We start from the raw sequence: 22,395 nt of genomic DNA on the forward strand, positions 1-22,395 counted from the left end.
GGACAATTCTCAGCAATGTTTATTCGTATGAGGGAGTATTTTCTAAAAGTACCGTTTCATGAAGAGCATTACGCACTTCTGATTCTTCATCTTGACGAGCTTGGAATTCAGCAGTATCAAGAATTTGTTTATTTACAAGCCCATCTTCAATTTCGCGTAAAGCAACTACAGTTTCTTTATCGTTTTCTTCTGGAATTAGTGGCGTTTTGTTTTCAACTTGTAATTGACGAGCACGTCTTGCTGCAACTAAAACGAGATCAAAGCGATTACCAATTTTTTCTACTGCATCTTGGACAGTTACACGAGCCATTTTTACCTCTAATATATTAACTTATATGCTTCAATTGAAAGATCCGCTATTCTACTTAATTTTGTAGGGAATTGTCCATAACTAATATTACTAACAAATGAAAAACCCCTGTAAAATCGTTCTAAAAGCGGAAGCAATATTATAAAACTATTTGTTAAAACTATACGATAAAACTATACCAATAACTCTAACCAAACGTTAGGCCCAATGATAGGCAGATTTAAAAGATAACGACGCAAACCATCTAAAGCAATCGCAGATAAAATTTGTTGTTGGATCTTATTATTTTGAACTCTACCAGTATACTTCAATTTAAAATGCAATTCTTGATTTTTAGTGACAATAACTAAAGTAAATTCCGTATTCTTTTCTTGAAAATTGACTACCCCTAGCGCAATATCGGCTTTTTGATTTTGCAATACTTGTGAAAAGTAATTAAGTGGTTCTTCCATCACAAAAGGTACCACTTCTGATTTCACCACGGGGGCATTGGCTTCTAATAGGTGATAACCAATTACTCCAGCTGATTGTTGTTCAATGACCACAATAGATTGATTCGTTTCATTTAACAATCTTGATACAACCTGAGCTAAACCTGATACACCTTGATTAACACCTTCACAAAGTAAATTATCTGCAACAATAGACTTTATTTTGTGCCATGCGCTATCCATTTCACTTTTTTTACTTTCTGGCCCAGTTAATTTCAATTCAATAATAGGCATTGCTGCACGATAACCAACTGTAATAAAATCAGGAATATCTAATGAAGTCTCGATCTCCATTCCTAAATCACTTTCTGTTCGCCCCATGGTGGTTAATCGATAACAGAGTTTACGTTCGGTTATAGGATAGATCATCTTAATGTCAGGCAAAATTGAAGTTCTAATCATTTCTTTAAATTCAGAAGGAACGCCTGGCGTAAAGAATAATAGACAATTATTTATCACCATCTTAAAGCCACATGCCGTTCCGATTGGATTATCAATTAACGTTGCACTTTGAGGTAACATTGCTTGTTTGATATTGCTTGATGGCATTTTTCTACCTCGATTCAGGAAGTAGCGTTCAAGCACTTTAAGCCACTCATCGTGTAAAACCAAAGACTCATTATTAGCCTGTGCAGCTGCTTGTGCACTTAGATCATCACTTGTTGGTCCTAACCCTCCATTCACAATTAAAATATCATTGTGCAAGCTACGCTCTTGCAGAGTATCAACCAATGTCAACAAATCATCCCCTACTGTATGGCGCGAAGTGATAGAAATGCCTTCTTCAAATAAAAAATCAGATAACCAAGCTGCATTAGTATCAACAATTTGACCATATAAAACCTCATCTCCAGTACTAAGCATCTCAATTTTGAGTGGATCTTTTATCTGATTCATAATTATCCCTAGCTAATTAAAAAATGATTAAAAATTTAATTATTTATATCCTCGTCGTTTTTGCTTTCCATATGTTCTTTACTCTGAACTGACCTTACAGCAAAATAAAGATCATAAGCAAACTCAATATAATCAGTATCTAATTTAATATTCATCTGCTTAAACCAATTCTTCAATGTTTTACGTCGGCCAGATAAAATTAGTACCACATTTCTAACCTTCAATGATTTAACCAACTCGTCAATACCGGTCAAAACACTAACATCTTTATAGGTAAAGCAAGGAATAGCATCAACAATCACATAATTAATTGTCTCAGGAGATTCATCTATATAATTAATAATCCTACGTTTAAAGTATGCAATATTGAAATAAGTTAATGGAGAATTAAAGCGATAAATCATAGTGTTACTTAATGGACTAACATCCGAACCAATTGAATGAATTCGTCCACTTTCATCAACACCTAATAATTGATCATTCGGCCTAAACACACGACGTAAAAATAAAAACAGCCCTAATAAAACGGCCAACGCCATACCGGGAATAATACCAATAACTAACACCGAAATTAACGTAGTTAAGCTTAAATAAAACGCATCACGATCGAATTTAAAAAATCGGATAATAGTTTGGAAATTGATAAGAGATAAAGAAGAATATATTAAAATCACCGCCAACACACAAGTTGGAATATATTGTAGTGGTGACAAAAAGAACAATACGACAAAGCCAATCAAAACAGCCGCAATAATTGATACTAATTGCGTTTTACCACCATTGGCATCATTAACCGCGGTACGTGATGAGGTACCGCTGACTACAAAGCCTTGCGATAAACCTGCAACAATGTTAGCCATACCTAATGCTTTAAATTCAACATCGGCATTAGTCTCATAATTATTTTTAGAGGCAAAGCTTCGTACCGTAATCATCATACTTACAAAACAAATAACGGCGATATTGAGCGAAGGAACGACTAAATTACGCATCAAGCCCTTATCAAAATCAATCCATGACTCAGCAGGAATAAAATCACTCGTTACTCCACCAATGATTCGAACATTATAATGTTCAAAATTAAACAGCCAAGAGAGAAACGTCATAATAATTACAGCAAACAAAGGGGCAGGATAACGTGGCTTGAATTTTTTCAATACAACCAAAATCGCAAGTGTACAAAAAGATATAAATGCCGTTAACACATGAATTTCAGATATTTTAAAAGGTAGATAAGCAATGCGTTCAATCAAATAAGAATAATCATACTTAAAGCCAAACATCTTAGCTAACTGATCGACCATAATAGTAATTGAAATCCCATTAAGTAGGCCAATCAAAATTGGCTGACTTAATAAATCCGCCAAAGCACCTAAATGGAGTTTACCGGCAATCAAGCACCAAATACCGATCATAATGGTCAACAGCACCACCAATTGCCAACGTAAAACAGGATCATTAGCTGCTAAAGGAAATACCACAGCAGCAACCACAGCACAGGTAGCTGTATCGGGACCGACAATCAATTGCCTGGATGAACCAAAAAGCGCATAGACAATAAGCGGCAAGATAGTTGAATATAATCCCGCAATCGCACCGACGCCTGTAAGCTCTGCATAAGCGATAGAAACAGGCAAAGAAACTGCTGCCACTGATAATCCCGCTTTAATATCAAAACTAAGATATTCGCGCTTATATCGCAATAAACTCATCAGGCCTGGCATCCAAAAAATAATTTTTTGGAATAATGCGCTACTGGTAAACTTTCCCATGTTTGATTATTTCCCTGCTACACTCATATTTTCTACTAATATTGATCCAGTTTGAATATTACTTCTTGTCTCAATATCACTGCCTATTGCCACAATATTTTGGTAAATATCCTTAAGGTTACCCGCGACGGTAATTTCATTGATTGGATACTGTATTTTACCATTTTCCACCCAAAAACCAGAGGCGCCACGCGAATAATCACCCGTAACATTATTAACACCTTGTCCCATTAATGACGTAATAACAACACCTTTATCTAATTTTCTTAACATTGTATCAAAATCAGCATCAGTTTGACTTGGTGAAACTAACCAATTATGTATACCACCAGCATGTCCTGTCGATTTTAGCCCTAATTTTCTGGCTGAATAGTTACTTAACAAATAAGTTTGTAAAATACCGTCTTCAATAATATTGCGCTTAACTGTTTTGGTTCCTTCACTATCAAAAGGTGATGACCCAACTCCTTTTAAAATATAAGGATCTTCTAAAATTGTCAGCCAATCAGGAAAAATCGCATTACCCACACTATCTAATAAAAAAGAGGATTTTCGGTAAATAGCACCACCACTAATGGCTCCAACTAAATGGCGAATCAACCCAACAGCAACTTCTGCACAAAAAAGAACTGGAACTTGCATAGTCTTTATTTGTTTAGCACCTAAATGAGCAACCGCCTTTTCAGCAGCATGATTACCAACCCAATCAGGTGATTTTAATTGGTTAGCAACACGGGATGACGTATATTCATAATTACGCTCCATTTGCCCATTTTGTTCAGCAATAACAGAGCAAGAAAGTGAATGCGAACTTGCACAGTAACCTTGTAACATCCCTAAACTATTACCATAAACATAAACACCATAACGACTATTAAAATAACCACCGTCACAGCTTATTAAAGAAGACCTTGCCAACGCACTTAGTTCAGCCTGTTTTGCCTGTTCAATTGCATTATCAACATTCAAATCACTTGGATAAAACAGATCTAAATCTGGCGCATCAAAAGCCATTAAATCGGGATCGCCAAGACCAGAACAAGGATCTGCTGACGTATATTGCATAATATTAATAGCCATATCCACAGTTTGACTGATTGCCTGTGGCGACAAATCACTGGTTGACGCACTACCCTTACGCTGATTTTGATAAACAGTAATACCTAACGCACCATCACTATTAAACTCAACATTCTCAGCCTCACCATCTCGTGTACTAACACTAATACCTGTTGATTGATTAATCGATACCTCAACCGCATCAACTCGAGCTTTTGCCTGGCTAATAGCATCGGCAACAATTGCTGACAAATGTTGCTTTTGGCTTAACGCGTCTTTTTTAATTTGTTCAATACTCATTTTATTATTTTCTACAATTCTGCTAGTGATACGTTATAATATGCCAGAATTCAATTTTAGTTAACAAAAGAAATAGCATGAATAACAATCAAGAGCCAAATTTAGAACCTGACTTCAACATTGATCCTCAAGACGATGACATTATTTACGTCAGTAAAAGTGAAATCAAACGTGATGCTGAAGCACTTAAAAAGTTAGGTGTCGAACTTGTCAACTTAAGCAAAAATGAAATTGCTAAAATTCCCCTTGATGAAGATCTACTTTATGCGATTGAATTAGCGCAAAAAATAAAAAAAGAAGGCTATCGTAGGCAAATCCAATACATTGGTAAACTACTTCGAAGTCGTGATATTGAACCTATAACATTAGCTTTGGATAAACTTAAAAATCGCCATAACCAACAAGTCGCCCTATTTCATCGATTAGAAAAATTGCGTGACGAACTTATAGAAACGGGTGATGCAGAATCAATAATGGGGCTTTTCCCTTCCGCAGATAGACAGCAACTACGCACACTAGCGCGTTTAGCCAAAAAAGAACTCTCTGCAAACAAAACCCCAAAAACAGCCAGACAAATTTTTCAATATCTAAAAGATTTGAGCGAAACAGAGTAAATTTTTATAATGTTCGCTTTATATTTATCATTAAACACAATTAACAAATAAAAGATAGAGGACACAAAAATGGGACTATTAAATGTACCAGCAGGTAAAGAATTACCAGACGACATCTATGTTGTAATCGAAATCCCAGCGAATGCTGACCCAATTAAATATGAAGTTGATAAAGACACTGGTGCAGTATTTGTCGATCGTTTTATGGCAACAGCAATGTTCTATCCATGTAACTATGGTTATATCAACCACACTTTATCACTAGATGGCGATCCTGTTGACGTATTAGTCCCAACACCATACCCATTACAACCAGGTTCAGTAATTCGTTGCCGTCCAGTTGGTGTATTAAAAATGACTGATGAGGCGGGTTCTGATGCTAAATTAGTTGCAGTACCACACACTAAACTATCAAAAGAATACGATCATATTAAAGATGTAGATGACTTACCTGAATTATTAAAATCTCAAATCAAACACTTCTTTGAACAATACAAAGCCCTTGAAAAAGGTAAATGGGTAAAAGTTGAAGGTTGGGATAACGCAGAAGCAGCTCGCAAAGAAATTATCGAATCATTTGAACGTGCAAAATAACCCCTTCTTTACAAAAAAGTAATCGCTTTACCGAGTCATAAAGAAAAATTTTTATGACTCGCATTTTTAGACTTTTTTTGACTTTCGAAATAACTTCAAGTAGTTATAATATCAGTAATTTGCTATAGATCAAAAAACGATCAATTACCAAAAAATCATATAAAAAACTTCATCCTAAGATGAAAAAAATGTCATGAAACTCTTGCTTTCGATTATGATTTATGAGGTAATAGTCGTGGGTGAACAAAATAAGCATTTTTATGGAAACGATTAACTTTTTAATTTAGTGGTAAACTGGTTAGATTAGTTTTTGAGTTGATGTAAACAATGTTTTGTTAAGCCTAAACAGCCGATAAGGCAAATTATTAATTATTGTTAGGATGTCTAGTAAATGAATAAAAAAACAGGCCAAGTAAAATGGTTCAATGAAAGTAAAGGTTTTGGTTTTATTACCCCAGCCGATGGAAGCAAAGATGTATTTGTTCACTTCTCTGCAATCTCAGGCGACGGCTTTAAAACCTTAGCTGAAGGACAACAAGTCGAATTTGCGATCCAAGATAGCCCACGTGGACCAGCAGCGGCTGAAGTTGTTGTTATCTAATTAAATTTTAATTAAATAATAAAAGTAAAACGCCTATTTGAAAAAATAGGCGTTTTTTATGCTTACGAATAATCATTCTTAGCAGAAATAAAAAAAGCGACTCAAGGTCGCTTTTTTTATCAATGACAATGCTTCTTATTTTTTAGAAACAACTGCGATTAAGTCTAATACTTTGTTTGAATAACCAACTTCATTATCGTACCAAGATACTAATTTAACAAAGTTATCGCTTAATTGGATACCTGCTTTAGCATCAAATACAGAAGTACAAACTTCACCTAAGAAATCTGTAGACACAACGTCATCTTCAGTATAACCAAGAACGCCTTTCATAGGACCTTCAGCTGCTGCTTTGATAACTTTACAGATATCTTCGTATTTAGCTGGTTTAGCTAAACGTGCAGTTAAGTCAACAACAGAAACGTCTGGAGTTGGAACGCGGAAAGCCATACCAGTTAATTTACCATTTAATTCAGGGATAACTTTACCTACAGCTTTAGCAGCACCAGTTGATGAAGGGATGATGTTTTGAGCAGCACCACGACCACCACGCCAGTCTTTATGAGAAGGACCATCAACAGTTTTTTGAGTTGCTGTAGTTGCGTGAACTGTAGTCATTAACGCTTCAACGATACCGAAGTTATCATTAACTACTTTAGCTAAAGGCGCTAAACAGTTAGTAGTACAAGATGCGTTAGAAACGATATCTTGACCTGCATAATCTTTATCATTAACACCCATTACAAACATTGGTGTGCTATCTTTTGAAGGACCAGTTAAAACAACTTTTTTAGCACCAGCTTGGATATGTTTACGAGCAGTTTCATCAGTTAAGAATAAACCAGTTGCTTCAGCTACAACATCAACACCTACTTCATTCCATTTTAAGTTCGCAGGATCTCTTTCAGCAGTAACGCGGATTGTTTTACCATTAACGATTAATTTACCGTCTTTAACTTCAACAGTACCGTCAAAACGACCGTGAGTTGAATCATATTTAAGCATATAAGCCATATAATCAACGTCTAATAAATCGTTGATTGCAACAATTTCGATGTCAGAACGTTTTTGTGCAGCACGGAAAACAATACGACCGATACGGCCAAAACCATTAATACCTACTTTGATTGTCATAACAATTACCTTCTTTATTTGTGTTAAATGATAAAATAATTGGCAATAAACTACCAAATTTTTGAGGTTTATTCAAGCTGAATTAAAATAATTGGTAAGAATAAATTTAACAGAAAACCATCTTAATTATCATCCGATGATAGCCAGCCTAAATAGGCATATTATAAATCAAAAAGCTAATTTTATTTTCAATATAAACTTATTTTAAATCAAGAATGATAATGCACTAACACTCATTTTATTGATAATGACTTAAACTCACTTCAACCTCAAAAGCGATAATATCGATTAACTTAAAAAGTTGATAGATGAAATATAATCATCGCTTTAAACTCTACATTATTCATTGTTTTTATTATTTACAAACAATCAGTTCATTTTCATTACACCATATAAAATGATACAATCACCCAAAAATATACAATATCGAATAAGATAATAAGTTGAACCAATTTTTAGCATTTTAAAAACAGGGTTACTTAAAGAGCAAAATCGAAGATTGTACAAAATACAAGCAAGGTTAGAGATAATAATCGCCAGAGTTTTAGATAAAAAAGAATTAATAATATGACCGAATACGACAACCTCACCGACCACACACCAATGATGCGACAATACCTAAAATTGAAAGCAGAAAATCCGGATATTTTACTGTTTTATCGAATGGGTGATTTTTATGAAATGTTTTATGATGATGCCAAACGTGGTTCGCAACTCTTAGATATATCGCTGACTAAACGAGGCTCATCAAATGGACAGCCAATTCCTATGGCTGGCGTGCCTTATCATGCAGTTGAAAGCTACTTAGCTAAACTTATATCGCTTGGCGAATCAGTAGCAATTTGTGAGCAAATAGGTGATCCTGCAACCAGCAAAGGCCCCGTTGAACGTAAAATTGTTCGAATTGTTACACCAGGCACAGTGAGTGATGAATCACTATTAGAAGATCGCAAAGACAACTTACTCGCGTGCATATGGCAACAAAAAGAGCACTTTGGTTACGCCACTTTAGACATAAGTTCAGGCCGTTTTTTTGTATTTGAATGCGATAATCCAGAAGCTATCCAAGCAGAATTACAGCGAACTAACCCAGTTGAGTTACTCTACCCAGAAGATTTTCAATCAATGAACCTAATTGAAAATCGTCACGGATTAAGGCGGCGACCAATTTGGGACTTCGATCTCGAAACCGCCAAACAACAACTCAATTTACAATTTGGAACTAATGATTTAATTGGATATGGGGTAGAAGAGTGCCATTATGCATTATGTGCAGCAGGCTGTTTATTACAATACGTAAAAGATACCCAACGCACAGCCATGCCACATATTCGCTCAATAGTTAAAGAATCGCCAGTTGATTTTGTCGTACTCGATGCATCCACTCGCAGAAACTTAGAAATTACCGAAAACCTATCAGGTGGAACAGAAAATACTGTAGCTGATATCTTAGATAAAACCCAAACTGCAATGGGTAGCCGAATGCTTAAACGGTGGCTGCATTCGCCAATCCGTAATCTAGCAATATTACAAAACCGACAGCTAGCAATTCAAGAACTGCAAAACCATATCATCGACCTACAACCGCTATTAAAACAGATTGGTGATCTTGAACGAATTTTAGCAAGATTAGCATTGAGAAGTGCTCGACCGCGTGATTTCGCTCGCCTACGCGATGCCTATAACCTATTGCCAACGCTTCAACAACAGCTATCCGAATTCAACGCACCATCACTAATTGCATTACGCGCCAAAATTAACCAATTTGACCAAATTGCTGATATCTTAAATCGTGCAATAGTCGAAGCCCCACCCGTTATTATTCGAGACGGAGGCGTAATTGCTGCTGGTTATCATCAAGAATTAGATGAACTACGCAATTTAGCAGATGGTGCAACTAACTACTTAGAACAACTTGAAATTCGAGAACGTGAAACCTTAGGAATTGACACCTTAAAAGTAGGCTTTAATGCGGTACATGGTTACTACATCCAAATTAGCCGAGGTCAAAGCCACCTAGCGCCAATACACTACACACGAAGACAAACACTTAAAAATGTTGAACGCTACATCATTCCTGAGTTAAAAGAGTACGAAGATAAAGTCTTAACGTCTAAAGGTCGTGCATTAGCACTAGAGAAACAGCTTTATGAACAGCTGTTCGACCTACTTATGCCAGAATTAGCTAACATGCAAACCAGCGCTGATGCGATTGCCGAGCTTGATGTACTGACTAATCTTGCTGAACGATCCCTAACGCTCAACTACCGATGCCCAACATTAACCAACAAACCGGGTATTGAAATCAAAGATGGGCGGCACGTTGTGATCGAGCAAGTATTACAAAAGCCATTTATCGCCAACTCACTCTCACTATCATCAGATAGAAGAATGCTAATTATCACTGGCCCTAATATGGGCGGAAAAAGCACCTACATGCGCCAAGCAGCGTTGATCGTCTTACTTGCTTACATTGGTAGCTTTGTCCCAGCTTCGAAAGCAATAATAGGCCCTGTTGATCGTATCTTTACCCGTATTGGCGCATCTGACGATTTAGCATCTGGGCGTTCGACATTTATGGTTGAAATGACCGAAACTGCCAACATTATGCATAACGCTACACCAAATAGCTTAGTTTTAATGGACGAAATTGGCCGGGGAACATCAACCTATGATGGTCTCTCATTAGCTTGGGCGTGTGCTGAAAATTTGGCTAACGAAATCAAAGCGATGACGCTATTTGCAACCCACTATTTTGAACTAACGCAACTACCTCAACAGATACAAGGTGTCTACAACATCCATTTTGACGCGATTGAACACGACAATACTGTCGCTTTCATTCATGAAGTATCCGAAGGTGCAGCGAGCAAAAGTTTTGGTATAGCTGTGGCAGGATTAGCCGGTGTGCCTAAAACGATATTAAAACGAGCCAAACAGAAGCTAAAAGAGCTAGAAGTTCTCTCAACAGCTGACAGCCATATTGAAAGCTCACAACTGACCTTGATCAGTGATACTGAACCATCAGAAGTCGAGCTAGCTCTACAACAGCTCGATCCAGATGCATTAACGCCAAAACAAGCGTTAGAAGCAATCTATCAACTAAAAAAATTACTCTAAATAAAAAAACCGCCATTAATTCAATAATGGCGGTTTTAATGTTCAGTTTAGTTTCTAAATCATTTCCAAAATTTCTTTTTAGATGTTTTACCAATACCCGGATTAAAGCTATTAGTTGGATCTAACTCGTGATAGAAATTTTTCAAATCAGAATTAGCATGATACAAATGACCAACATTATGTTCGGCCGGATATTGTGCTCCACGCTGATCGAGTATCGCCAACATCTCCTCTTTCATCTTAGTACAGTCAGTCCCTTTTTTAGCCAAATAGTCTTGATGGAACACTGAACAGAAAAAGTGTCCATAATAAAGTTTATGAATAAAATGCTGACTAATACTTTCTGGTAACGTTTCGAACCACTCCTTATCATTACGACGCAAAGCAATATCTAGAGCGACCAAATCCTCAACAGTCTTAGTATGAACATTACGATAAACCGTAGCAGCACCGGCTGTTGCAAAGCGGTGTAACATAGCGGCCTCAGCTTCCTTATCATCACAACGGAAATAACTACCACTACGTTTCTCACTATCTGCAAAATACTCCTTCAAAAATGCCTCAGCTTCGGCAATGCCGTCATCAGACATTTTCAAAATGAGATGATGCTCATAGCGATCACGATAATCACGCATCGATTTTGGCAAATGCTTAGGTAACAACTTACACACATTCACCGCAAACCAATCAGAAAAACTGTTAGGGAAGAAAGGAATTTTTCTCACAATACGATCGACAACATTCTTAAATGCATACAAACGAGGGATCGTATCGGTACCCAATTTCTGAATAGCTAAAAATAGATGTTTGCCATATACCGCTGCAATATCAAACGCGTCACGATGAATATATTCACCTGAAATTGGCAGATGCTTAAAAGTTCCTAAAATATGACGACGAATATCATCCAGCTCGTTGGTATCATTAGTTCCAATATAAAATACCGCGGTCTTTTCTTCTAAAGGAAAAGTATCTAACCGCACCGCAAAAACCATCAATCGACCAGCACTACCTGACGCTTCGTAATGACGACTTGGATCGGCATTATATCGAGCGGGTGTATCAGCATCGATTTGTCGAACATGATCACAATAATGGTGATCATGGCCTAAACCTGCATTAGGGTTAACATCGTTATCGGTATAAGCACGTTTTTGTAAATTTTCTAAAATTGCTTCTGGCGTATCACCTAATTCAATCCCTAAATGGTTGACTAAATGTAGCTGACCTTGCTCATCCAACTGGGCAAATACCGCCATTTGCGTATAAGCAGGACCACGTTGAATCAAAGCACCGCCGGAATTGTTGCAAACGCCACCTAAAACCGAAGCACCTATACAAGACGAACCAATTACAGAATGAGGACCACGGTGATATTTTTTTAACTCTTTTTCTAAATGGAATAACGTACTACCCGGTAAACAGACCACCTGATCACCATTTTCAATCACTTGAATACCATCTAATCGACGAGTACTAACAATAACAATTGGCCGGTCATAATCATTACCATCAGGAGTAGAACCACCAGTTAACCCCGTATTGGCAGACTGTGTAATGACAATCACATCCGCCTCAACACAAGCCTTTAAAACTTCCCACTGTTCTAAAAGCGTGCCTGGAATAACAACAGCTAATGCATCACCTACACCAAAACGCGCACCTTGACGATAAGGTAAAGTCCGATTTGGATCAGTTAAGGTATATTTATCACCAACAATATTTTTTAATTTTGTTATCAGATCTGATGTACTATTTGCAACCATTTTATCTTCCCTTCTTTGAATTATTATAAGTAAATTCAACCAATTTTGGATATATTATAACCAATATAATCTATTGAAAAGAGGGGAGTAAACTTTATAGCGCTAAATATCAAAACTGACACAAAAAGCTAAAAATAATCAAAAAAAAGGGAAAAGTAGTTAACCTATTTTGCAGACGAAAAAGTTAACATTTTTAGAATAAATTTTGAATAAAATGCTTATAAAAAAATGATGAACAGCCAGTTAAAAATAGACTTGTTTAGAATAAAAAAAGTTATATAAAATGACTACGGTTTGATATTAGAAAAGATATAAAAGTGAGCGATTTTAAAATTGCAAAAACCCCACTCCTCAACTTTTTTTTCTAAAAAAATCCTTTATTCGATAAAAACACTTCCACATAAAACTAAATTTACGGCGTTTACTCTTTTTTAATTTTTTAAATTCTTGTACCGACTTAATTAATGGAACATCTGTTTTGAATATTTTCTTCGGCTTCTTTCGCTTTTGACTTTGACTTTCTCTTTCTTTTAAATAAGCATCAAATTCATTGAGCATATAAATCATTATGAAAAACAATACGATTCCACAATGCTTAAATAAATAAATTGCTCAAAAGTGACTTTACCCATTCCTTTTCCGTTGCTAAGTCAAAAATCCGATCCAGTATAAAATATAATTTTATATTAAACAATTTAAGCCAATAGTGAGTAAAACGTTTGGCGCTTAATAGCTTTAGCCTCCTTTCCTCAACTTTTATAAACTAATTCTAAGCAATGGAAAAAGTTAACTAATCCAATTTAGGATGTTGATCGACAAGTTCTTGTCGCTTATTTTGTAGTTCCTCGATCTGCTCATCGATATCTTCAACTTCCTCTTCAATGGAATCAAAGTGTTCAGATAGAAGTGATTGCGCTTCGTCTCGACTGGCGGCGGTTGGATTAGTGCCGTGTAAAGGTTTATTTGCAGTTTCATGCATAGCAAGCCCAGTAATCACACCAATGAATCCTGCTAACATTAAATTGTAAGCGGGCATATATAAATTACCAGTTGATTCAACAAGCCATGCCACAAATGTTGGCGTTACCCCGGCAATAATAATGGCAACATTGAAAATGCTTGCAATAGCACTATAGCGAATATTAGTTGGAAACATTGCGGGTAATATTGAGGTAATGATTCCAGTAAAGCAGTTAATAAACAGGGCCAAAATAAATACGCCTAAAAAAACCAAAGGTATTTGCTGGCTATTAATTAACATAAATGCAGGATAAGATAATAGCAATAAACCTATACTTCCGATCAAAATGAAAGGTCTACGACCCACCTTGTCACTTAATAACCCGATAATAGGTTGAATAATTAACATCCCGACCATAATCGCAATAATAATAAGCAAACCTTGTTCAGTATCATAATTCAAATTATGCGCTAAATAGCTTGGCATATACGTTAGCAATAGATAAAACGAGACATTTGTTACAATAACCAATCCCGCACAAATTAAAATATGCTGCCAATATTTACCGACAACTTTTTTTAGTGTTAATTCAGCCTTATCTTGCGACTCTCTGGCTTCAAGGTGTTGTTGGAAAGTTGGTGTCTCTTCTGAAATATGATGTAGGATAAAGCTAATGATCCCAAGCGGTAAGGCTATTAAAAACGGAATTCGCCAGCCCCAACTAAATAGCGCCGATTGACTGAGTAACATTGATAAAAACACCACTAGCCCTGCACCAATTATAAAACCCACCATTGAACCAAAATCAAGCCAACCACCAATAAAACCACGTTTACGATCGGGCGAATATTCGGCAACTACCGTTGCTGAGCCAGAGTATTCCCCACCGATTGAAAACCCTTGGGCTAATTTAACAATCAACAGCAACACAGGCGAAGTGATACCAATCGTCTCATAAGTTGGAATCAACCCAATACAAAATGTGCTTAACGACATTATCACTAAAGTGATAGATAGCACTTTTTGGCGACCAATATTGTCACCAATTAAACCAAAAATAATCCCCCCTAAAGGGCGAACAAAAAAAGGAATAGAAAAAGTCGATAACGCAGCAATAATCTGCACGCTAGGTGAAACATGAGGAAAAAACACCTGCCCAATAATATACGCCACAAAACTGTATACCCCAAAATCATACCACTCAATAGCATTACTAAACGCCGATGCCCAAGTGGCTTTTTTTAGCTGATTATCATTAATGATAGGGATATCATCAATATCCAAAGGTTTATTATTCGATTGCGCCATGAAGTACCGCCTTTAAAATTCATTAATATAAAAATAAATAACCGGCTACCATGCCAAAGATAAACTAAATCAAATTATGCGAGTCAGATGAGGTTTTAAATTCAATCACACCAATTTTACTTATTCAATTGATGCGATATAGGTAAGAATTATATACCTAAAAAAAGCAAAAATAACCCATTTATCACATCCTCTTTTTATGATGAGTAGTGCTAGTAACCTCATCTATTATCCTTTAGAATGATGTTACCAAAACTGATGAGGTATTCCCTATGAGATGGAGAGACCAAAGAGAGAGTGATAACATTGAAGATCGCCGCTCACAATCAGGAAGTGATATTGGGACACGCATCCCAATTGGTGGTAAAGGTAAAATTGTTTTATTTGTTGTTGTATTAGTGGCAGGCTACTATGGCGTTGACTTAACCGGTTTGCTCGACAGCAATGTGATTGATTTGGATGATTCCACATCAACAAGCCAGATTGACAACACCCAACCTAACGACGCAGATAAATTTACTTCAGTAATATTAGCAAGTACCGAAGATTTCTGGCGCGAACAATTCCAAAAATTAGGCAAAACCTATATTCCCCCTAAACTCGTACTCTATAACGGAGCAACCCGAACCATGTGCGGTACCGGGCAAGCCATGATGGGACCATTCTATTGCAATCTCGATAAAACGGTTTATCTTGACTTATCATTTTATCAAGAGATGAAAAGACGCCTAGGTGGCGGAGGTGACTTTGCACAAGGTTATGTGATTGCACACGAAGTTGGGCACCATGTACAAAATTTACTTGGCACATTTAATAAAGTTGAACAATTATCGCAAAATCAATCTGCACTAATCCGTAACCAACTATCGGTCAAACTTGAATTACAAGCTGACTGTTATGCGGGATTATGGGGCAATGGCGTAAAAAATATTTTAGACACGGGCGATATTGAGCAAGCCCTAAATACTGTGCAAGCAATTGGCGATGATCGCCTACAACAAGAAAATAATGGTTATATTGTTCCTGATAGTTTTACTCATGGTACATCAAAACAACGCTATACATGGTTTAAACGTGGTTATGACAGTGGGTCGATGGATCAGTGCAATACATTTATTCAATAAGGAAATATAAAAAAGGAACCAATATGTCAAAAAAATTAGTCAACCGAGTACTTTTAGTCAATGATGATGGCATTGATGCGCCTGGAATTCAGATTTTAAAAAGTGTGGCTGAAAACATAGCAAACGAAGTTTGGATTGTCGCACCTGTTGTTGATCAAAGTGGCGTTTCTTGTTCAGTTAGTTTAAAGTCGCCATTTCGCGTTCAAAAACGTAGCAATACAGAATACGCAGTCTACGGCACCCCTGCTGACTGCTCACTATTTGCCATAAAATCACTAATGGCTAATCAATTACCCGATCTCGTGCTGTCAGGAATTAATAATGGATCTAATTTGGGATTTGAAACAATATTATCGGGCACAGTGGGGGCAGCAATGATGGCAATGACGCTAGGCGTGCCAGCCATGGCGCTAAGTCAAGTCAGCAGTGAAGATAACACACCAACCAATTGGCACTGTTCAACTCATCTTGCTGAATCGATAATCAGACAACTCTACCCCCTTTCAAATAAGACTTGCTTCAATATCAACTTCCCTAATTGCCAAGCCGATCAAATAAAAGGGATAAAAATCACAAAACAGGGCGAGCCGGATGTAAGCCAATTTGTTATTGCAGAAACTCAAGATCCAGAAGGTCATGACTACTTTTGGTTTAGAGCTAAACGTAACCAAAGTGTAAAGGTTGATATCGACAAAGAGCTTGATGCAGCTAATGATGGTTATATTGCTATTACACCGTTAAATTATGAACGTACGAATTACGCGTTATATCAACAAATAAAAGCAACGTTCAAAGTATAAAACTTAGATATTGTCTATACGTCTTCCTAAATCACTCAGGAAGACGTAAATAAATTATTTCTTCACTAAAGCACAGAATAAAAACGAAATCGTCACCATCACTAAACCAATCCAATAAATCACTTCATGCCCGTAAGCTTGTGAAACAAAACCTTGAATGATACCAGCTAAAATGACACTGCAAATAATACCATTATTAAATAGCGTTGAAGCCACGCCCATACGAGTTGGTAGCAAATCTTGGAAATAGATAATACCAATGTTAGCAACAATCCCAATAAACAGCCCGTTAAAAAGTTGCAACACATATAACATGGTTGAATCTTTAAACAGAATCATCCCAATATAAAATAAAATTCCGCAAATTATAGCGATAAAAAATAGATTTCGCTTACCTAACACGGGGACCAAATAACCCGCAATAATCATAATAGGAATTTCAATCCCTGCCGCTAACCCCATCAACCCACCAGGTAATGAATCAGATAAGTGCAGAACCGTTTCTACATAAATCGGCATATCGATGATATACATCATATTAGCGGTCCACATAAAAATGGTAGAAATTAGCAAGCACATGACATTACGATTAGTAAAAATTGATTGGTTTGCCACCGCCAACTCATTAGCAGTAAACGAACTGATAACCTTTTTTTCAATGGGTGGTAAATAGATTGCTACCACAATCATCGAAATAATAAACATCGACATTGCACACAAATACATGATGGTAAAACCGTACTTGATCGCCAAAGCAAAAGATAATGGAGGGCCAATCACCCACGCTAATGACAACTGTGCACGAATCAGGGAATTAAAGGCAACCGCATTACGTCCACTCTTTTCTGCATACTCACGCGCCATAGCAAAAATCTGTGGCATCGCGGCAGACGCTAAAGCAGCAAAAAATACGCCTAACGTAATTAAGACATAATAGTTGCGTGAAAAGGCAAAAGTCAGACTATTTGCCAGCCCCATCAAACAACAAAAAATAACAATCTTACGCCTATCACCCTTATTGTCTGAATACTTAGCTAACAGATAACTACCAATAATACTCGCTAACGCATTAATCGAATAAAACGCCCCCACTAAGCGAGGATCAGCGCCAACTTCAAACGATAAAAAACGACTTAAAGTAGGTGATTGCAAAGCACCCGCCACCCCAATAATAAAGGTTGCTACTAAAAAAGCACCAAAAACAACACCCGATTTTCGAAGGAATGAAGAAGTCATAAAAGCCGATTTACCATGAAATTAAGTGCATCAATTATACCCCTAAAATTAGTGGGAATATAGGCGTATTTAAATAAAGGCTTTTTAAACAATCCACCAACATTAATACTAAAAATGTAATAATAAATGGTAGATTTAAGGCTTAAAAAACCCCGCTCCTCAACTTTTTTTCGAAAAAAAACTTAAAAATAAACCCGCCTAGGCGGGTGTAATTCAAACGTCGCTAAGTCACAAAATCGCTTTCTATCACTTAGCAACGTTGACTCGTAGCTTACTGTTAGTAACTTAATATTATCTTTCCCCTTGCGACCCTAAGGATTAAGGACGTAGAATATATGATATGCTAAGGATAGACGCAAACCACGTCGTTGTAGCTGTTGTAGGGGCTCCAATTTATACCACCGGAGTCCGACAAAATAGTGAAATGGCTACTATATTTTAGGTCACTAGTCCAGTACCAATAGCTATGAAAGTTAACGCCTGAATACTGATCGATACGACCCCACTCCGTGAAAAAGCCCGCACCTATATGACGCATGTAATAACGACCAGGTGAAGAAGGAGTAGCGCCGACTGAACCGCTACAGTCTTCATAGTTTACGCTGCTTGTCGGACAAGATGTATTAGTCAAATCCTTTACCTTAACAAGACGATAACCAATATTATTACACCAAGATAAGGCTGGAGAATAATTGTCCTGCCTAGAACCACGGTGTACGAACCACTTCTTTAAAGTAAAACCATATTTAACAACAATATTACCTCGACTATCCCGACCGACCAACTCGAAGGTCTGAGGCAAAGAAGGAGTGGAAACACGACTAGGATAGGATGAATCCCGTTGGTTGTAATCAGCGTAAGGGCCAGTTAAAGTAACACGTACGCTTGTAGCGGTAGAATTAGACATTGTAGCTGTAATACCACCGCGAGATACCGGAGACCAAAACAATGGCTGATTATTATCAGAAATGAGTAAATCAAAGTACAATCTATGAAGACCGGTAGTAGGAAAGTTCGAACCATAACGTGATGGGGAAGTTGACTGAGGGATAAAACCATTATCCGGGTCCCACATTGAAGCCGGGCCAGCATGTAGACCTGTACCGTAAGTCAAATTAGGTCTGGCAAATTTAACTCTAGCACAAACTGAAGTACCAGGCTTAGGATTAACGTAATAAGTCACATGGCTTGCACTGAAATTACTACTATTAGGAACCCCGTAACGAGTAGTTAATGTGCCGTTAGTACTGGATAATGTAACACGACAAGGTGCAGAATCATTACATGTCGTTAACACTGTATCACGTGACACTGGTTGATTGTTATTATCAACGATAGATAAACTTAAACTACCTGTAGCAGTAACACCAGAATCACCATCATCATCTCCCCAATAATTATTAGGAGGACCGATAAGAGAACTTAAAGCGACTGAATTAGTATCAGTAGGAACCAACATGCCTATATCTGCAAAACTCTGACCTGTAACAGGCAAGACGATAGGTCTTGAATAAGATGAAGTATTGGTTGAAGGCGTGTATTTAGTCCCGTTAGATAAAGTAATCCCAAGCAGACCGTTAGCATCAACTGCACGAGTACGACCACCGTCGAAAGTCAGATAAGGTGCACTACCTTGTATCGCATTCCTAGTTGTCTTTGATGTCAATGCGTGACACGAAAAAGCAAGAAAAAATGCCACAAAAAAAACAACCTGCCGGGATAATTGGGAAAAGGATCGAAAACCTGATCTGAAACAGGATCCGAAAAACGATCGGAAAAAAGATCGAGAAGAGGATCGCGGAAGCGATCGCGCGAAAATTCGCAGAATTTCACTTGATTGAGTGGAAAAATAAGTTTCAGTGAAAAATTTAAGATGGTATCTGGACTTAGACGAATTTAAAAGATAGGTTTGGCAGGTTGGCTGTTGGCTGTTGGCTGTTGAAAATTATATTGCATTTTAGACTATCCTGTCAAGTAATTTTTTGATTAATTTACAATTTTATGCTTTTATGTCAAATTTTAGCCTATTAGCTAAAACCGTGTAAAAAGTATAGTGATTGGAAAAACACGATGCAACACTTTTTTTCGCTCATTTACGTTAACTTTTGTAAATAAGATCTAAAAAGGATCTAAGTTATAACCGATTAACTTTTGTTTTAATTAAATATATCGCAATTACAAATCTTTAAAATTAGAGTAGTTGATCCTCAAAAATTTTATTTTAAGGCTTTGAATTAGAAATTTAGTGATTAGGATCATTTAATAATTTTTAAGTGACATTTAAAACCTCAAAAACCCGCTCCTCAACTTTTTTTGCGATAAAATTGCCTCAAAAATAAACCCGCCGAGGCGGGTAATTGAAGTCTCGCTAAGTCACAAAATCGATTTTTTATAGCTCAGCAACATTGAAAGTCAGCTTACTTTTAATAACTTAATATTATCTTTCCCTCCCGGCACTAAGGATTAAGGACGAAGAAATAAAAACTAAGGATAGGAGCAAAGTCCGTAGCCGTAGTAGAAGTGCCAATCTAGATTACCGGTCATCGCGTCCACGAAAAACTGGGAACTACCATTCGAGTCACTAGTCCAGAACCAACTGTCGTTGAAGCCAACGCCTGAATAATCCACCATTTTTCCCCACTCAGTGAAAAAACCAGAACCTATATGACGCATGTAAGCATTATGGGGTGCGGGAGGTGTGGCGCCAGAGATAATTCCATCAGATGCACGAACAGCGTTGGATAAATCCTTTACGCGAGGCATTTGATAACCAAGACTATTACACCAAGATAAAACACGAGAATAATTGGTCTCAGCCACATTACCACGGTGGACGAACCACTGCTTCAAAGTAAAACCATATTTAATAACTGGATTATCATTATTGTCACGACCGACCAACTCGAAGGTCTGAGGCAGAGAAGGCGTGTAAACACGACCAGGACTAGATGAACTATGCTGGGATGTGGTAGCGTAAGGACCCATTAAAGTAACCCGTACGCTTGTAGCAGTAGAATTGGACATTGTAACTGTAATACCTCCCTGAGATAACGAAGACCAAGATAAAGGTTGACTACTACCAGTAATGAGTAAATCAAAGTACAGTCCATTAGCGCCAGTAGTAGGAAAGTTTTGACCGTAAGAGGATGGGTCTGTTTTTTGAGTGAGAAAACCATTAGCAGGGTCCCACATCCAAGACGGACCAGCCAAATTATCTCTACCATACTCCAAATTAGGTCTGGCAAAACAAACCACAGGCGAAGCCTTAGGATTAACATAATAATTCACATTACTAGCACTAAAATCACTACGATTAGGAACACCGTAACGAGTAGATAATGTGCTGTTAGTACTTGATAACGTAACCTTATAAGGTGCCTTACAAAGTGTTGGAACAGTACTACGTGATACAGTTTGATTGTATTTATCGACGATAGATAAACTTATAAAACCTGTAGCAGTAACGTCAGAATCACCATCATCATCACCCCAATAATTATAAGGTGACCCAATCAGTGTACTAAGCTCAACTGAATTAGTATCAGTGGGAACCAGCATACCAATATCAGCAAAACTCTCACCGGCAGTAGGCAACTCAATTGGTCTTGAAGAAGATGAAGGGTTGTTTGAAGGTGTGTATTTTGAGCCATTAGATAAAGTAATCCCAAGCAAACCGTTTGTTGTGCTTATTATACGTGTGTATCCTGCGTCTAAGGTTAAATACGGCGCACTACCCTCAATATGATTTGTTGTAGTCTGTGAAGTCAATGCATGACTGGAAAAAGGAAACGAAACAACTAAACCTAAATGAATCCACCGAAATAAATGGCAAGAAGAAGAGAATCGAAAAAACGATCGCGCAAAAATTTGCAGAATTCCACTTAATTGCATAAAAGAATAAGCGATAGTGAAAAATATACGCTGGGAGCCGGACTTCGACGAATTTAAATTATAATCACCTATTAGCTCATCCTCCTTTAAATTAGGGCTGGCATTGGAATAGAGTTTAGTAGTAGCACTGGTAGGAAATCGTCCGCTAATGATAATTTGGTCTATTTTTTTTATATACCTTGCCTTTAAGTTTAAACCCAATAATTGCTCAATCATAGATAATGATTGATGATAACGCTTTAAAAAATTACCTTCAGCAATAAACTGAACCGAGGTTTTACTTAACGCTATTTTGTCTTCAATACTCATTTTATATTACGCCTTTAAAATTAAAATCTTGAACCATCGCACTCGGTGCTCCGTAATGCTAAGCCACAAAATCGATTTTTTATAGCTCAGCAACATTGAGAGTCAGCT

Annotated in this window: 16 protein-coding genes; 6 read left to right on the forward strand and 10 right to left on the reverse strand. The window is 37.1% G+C overall.

From position 1 onward, the window contains the following. Window positions 1–19: 19 nt before the first annotated feature. The 4 genes from rpoZ to pmbA all read right to left on the reverse strand — a co-directional run bounded on the left by rpoZ (window position 20) and on the right by pmbA (window position 4,829). A complete protein-coding gene (gene rpoZ, locus J3U23_RS07775; protein WP_065563143.1) occupies window positions 20–310 on the reverse strand; it encodes a DNA-directed RNA polymerase subunit omega in 291 nt (96 codons plus the stop codon). A 173-nt stretch (window positions 311–483) separates the two neighbouring features. Further along, entirely contained in the window at window positions 484–1,698 is a 1,215-nt protein-coding gene (locus J3U23_RS07780) for a CinA family nicotinamide mononucleotide deamidase-related protein (RefSeq protein WP_267337422.1), read from the reverse strand. 35 nt (window positions 1,699–1,733) lie between these two features. Then, the gene (locus J3U23_RS07785; RefSeq protein WP_267330638.1) at window positions 1,734–3,470 is read right to left on the reverse strand and encodes a SulP family inorganic anion transporter; all 1,737 of its coding nucleotides are present in this window, start codon (window positions 3,468–3,470) and stop codon (window positions 1,734–1,736) included. 6 nt (window positions 3,471–3,476) lie between these two features. Next, window positions 3,477–4,829 (reverse strand): metalloprotease PmbA, encoded by a 1,353-nt coding sequence (gene pmbA, locus J3U23_RS07790; RefSeq protein WP_267338941.1) that lies wholly within the window; start codon window positions 4,827–4,829, stop codon window positions 3,477–3,479. Window positions 4,830–4,906: 77 nt separating this feature from the next. Between pmbA and yjgA the strand changes: the two genes are divergently transcribed. The 3 genes from yjgA to J3U23_RS07805 all read left to right on the forward strand — a co-directional run bounded on the left by yjgA (window position 4,907) and on the right by J3U23_RS07805 (window position 6,638). Further along, window positions 4,907–5,443, forward strand: a complete 537-nt coding sequence (gene yjgA / locus J3U23_RS07795) for a ribosome biogenesis factor YjgA (protein ID WP_065563146.1) — start codon at window positions 4,907–4,909, stop codon at window positions 5,441–5,443. A gap of 69 nt (window positions 5,444–5,512) precedes the next feature. Continuing rightward, window positions 5,513–6,037: an inorganic diphosphatase gene (ppa, locus tag J3U23_RS07800; protein ID WP_065563147.1), complete on the forward strand. Its 525-nt coding sequence runs from the start codon at window positions 5,513–5,515 to the stop codon at window positions 6,035–6,037. A gap of 391 nt (window positions 6,038–6,428) precedes the next feature. Beyond that, the gene (locus J3U23_RS07805; protein WP_025315032.1) at window positions 6,429–6,638 is read left to right on the forward strand and encodes a cold shock domain-containing protein; all 210 of its coding nucleotides are present in this window, start codon (window positions 6,429–6,431) and stop codon (window positions 6,636–6,638) included. Between the two features lie 135 nt (window positions 6,639–6,773). On the opposite strand, the gene gapA is transcribed toward J3U23_RS07805, so the two are convergent. Next, entirely contained in the window at window positions 6,774–7,772 is a 999-nt protein-coding gene (gene gapA / locus J3U23_RS07810) for a glyceraldehyde-3-phosphate dehydrogenase (RefSeq protein WP_065563148.1), read from the reverse strand. Window positions 7,773–8,339: 567 nt separating this feature from the next. On the opposite strand from gapA, the gene mutS reads away from it, so the two are divergent. Further along, on the forward strand, window positions 8,340–10,892 hold the full coding sequence (gene mutS, locus J3U23_RS07815; protein ID WP_267338942.1) for a DNA mismatch repair protein MutS: 2,553 nt from the start codon (window positions 8,340–8,342) through the stop codon (window positions 10,890–10,892). A gap of 59 nt (window positions 10,893–10,951) precedes the next feature. On the opposite strand, the gene dld is transcribed toward mutS, so the two are convergent. Further along, on the reverse strand, window positions 10,952–12,658 hold the full coding sequence (dld, locus tag J3U23_RS07820; protein ID WP_267330640.1) for a D-lactate dehydrogenase: 1,707 nt from the start codon (window positions 12,656–12,658) through the stop codon (window positions 10,952–10,954). A 790-nt stretch (window positions 12,659–13,448) separates the two neighbouring features. After that, a complete protein-coding gene (gene proP / locus J3U23_RS07825; RefSeq protein WP_267330641.1) occupies window positions 13,449–14,927 on the reverse strand; it encodes a glycine betaine/L-proline transporter ProP in 1,479 nt (492 codons plus the stop codon). A 272-nt stretch (window positions 14,928–15,199) separates the two neighbouring features. On the opposite strand from proP, the gene J3U23_RS07830 reads away from it, so the two are divergent. Together J3U23_RS07830 and surE are read left to right on the forward strand one after the other, a co-directional pair. Then, window positions 15,200–16,051: a neutral zinc metallopeptidase gene (locus J3U23_RS07830; RefSeq protein ID WP_267338944.1), complete on the forward strand. Its 852-nt coding sequence runs from the start codon at window positions 15,200–15,202 to the stop codon at window positions 16,049–16,051. Between the two features lie 23 nt (window positions 16,052–16,074). Continuing rightward, window positions 16,075–16,851 carry a 5'/3'-nucleotidase SurE gene (surE, locus tag J3U23_RS07835; RefSeq protein WP_267338945.1) on the forward strand — a complete coding sequence of 259 codons (777 nt, stop codon included), beginning with the start codon at window positions 16,075–16,077 and terminating at the stop codon, window positions 16,849–16,851. Window positions 16,852–16,905: 54 nt separating this feature from the next. Here the strand turns inward: surE and J3U23_RS07840 are convergent, their stop codons facing one another. The 3 genes from J3U23_RS07840 to J3U23_RS07850 all read right to left on the reverse strand — a co-directional run bounded on the left by J3U23_RS07840 (window position 16,906) and on the right by J3U23_RS07850 (window position 22,287). Beyond that, entirely contained in the window at window positions 16,906–18,087 is a 1,182-nt protein-coding gene (locus J3U23_RS07840) for an MFS transporter (RefSeq protein WP_267337430.1), read from the reverse strand. Window positions 18,088–18,430: 343 nt separating this feature from the next. Next, window positions 18,431–19,786 carry a hypothetical protein gene (locus J3U23_RS07845; RefSeq protein ID WP_267338946.1) on the reverse strand — a complete coding sequence of 452 codons (1,356 nt, stop codon included), beginning with the start codon at window positions 19,784–19,786 and terminating at the stop codon, window positions 18,431–18,433. A 785-nt stretch (window positions 19,787–20,571) separates the two neighbouring features. Next, entirely contained in the window at window positions 20,572–22,287 is a 1,716-nt protein-coding gene (locus J3U23_RS07850; protein WP_267338947.1) for a hypothetical protein, read from the reverse strand. Window positions 22,288–22,395: the final 108 nt, after the last annotated feature.

This window comes from Gilliamella sp. B3367 (assembly GCF_026536825.1).
Taxonomy (GTDB): Bacteria; Pseudomonadota; Gammaproteobacteria; order Enterobacterales; family Orbaceae; genus Gilliamella; species Gilliamella apicola_E.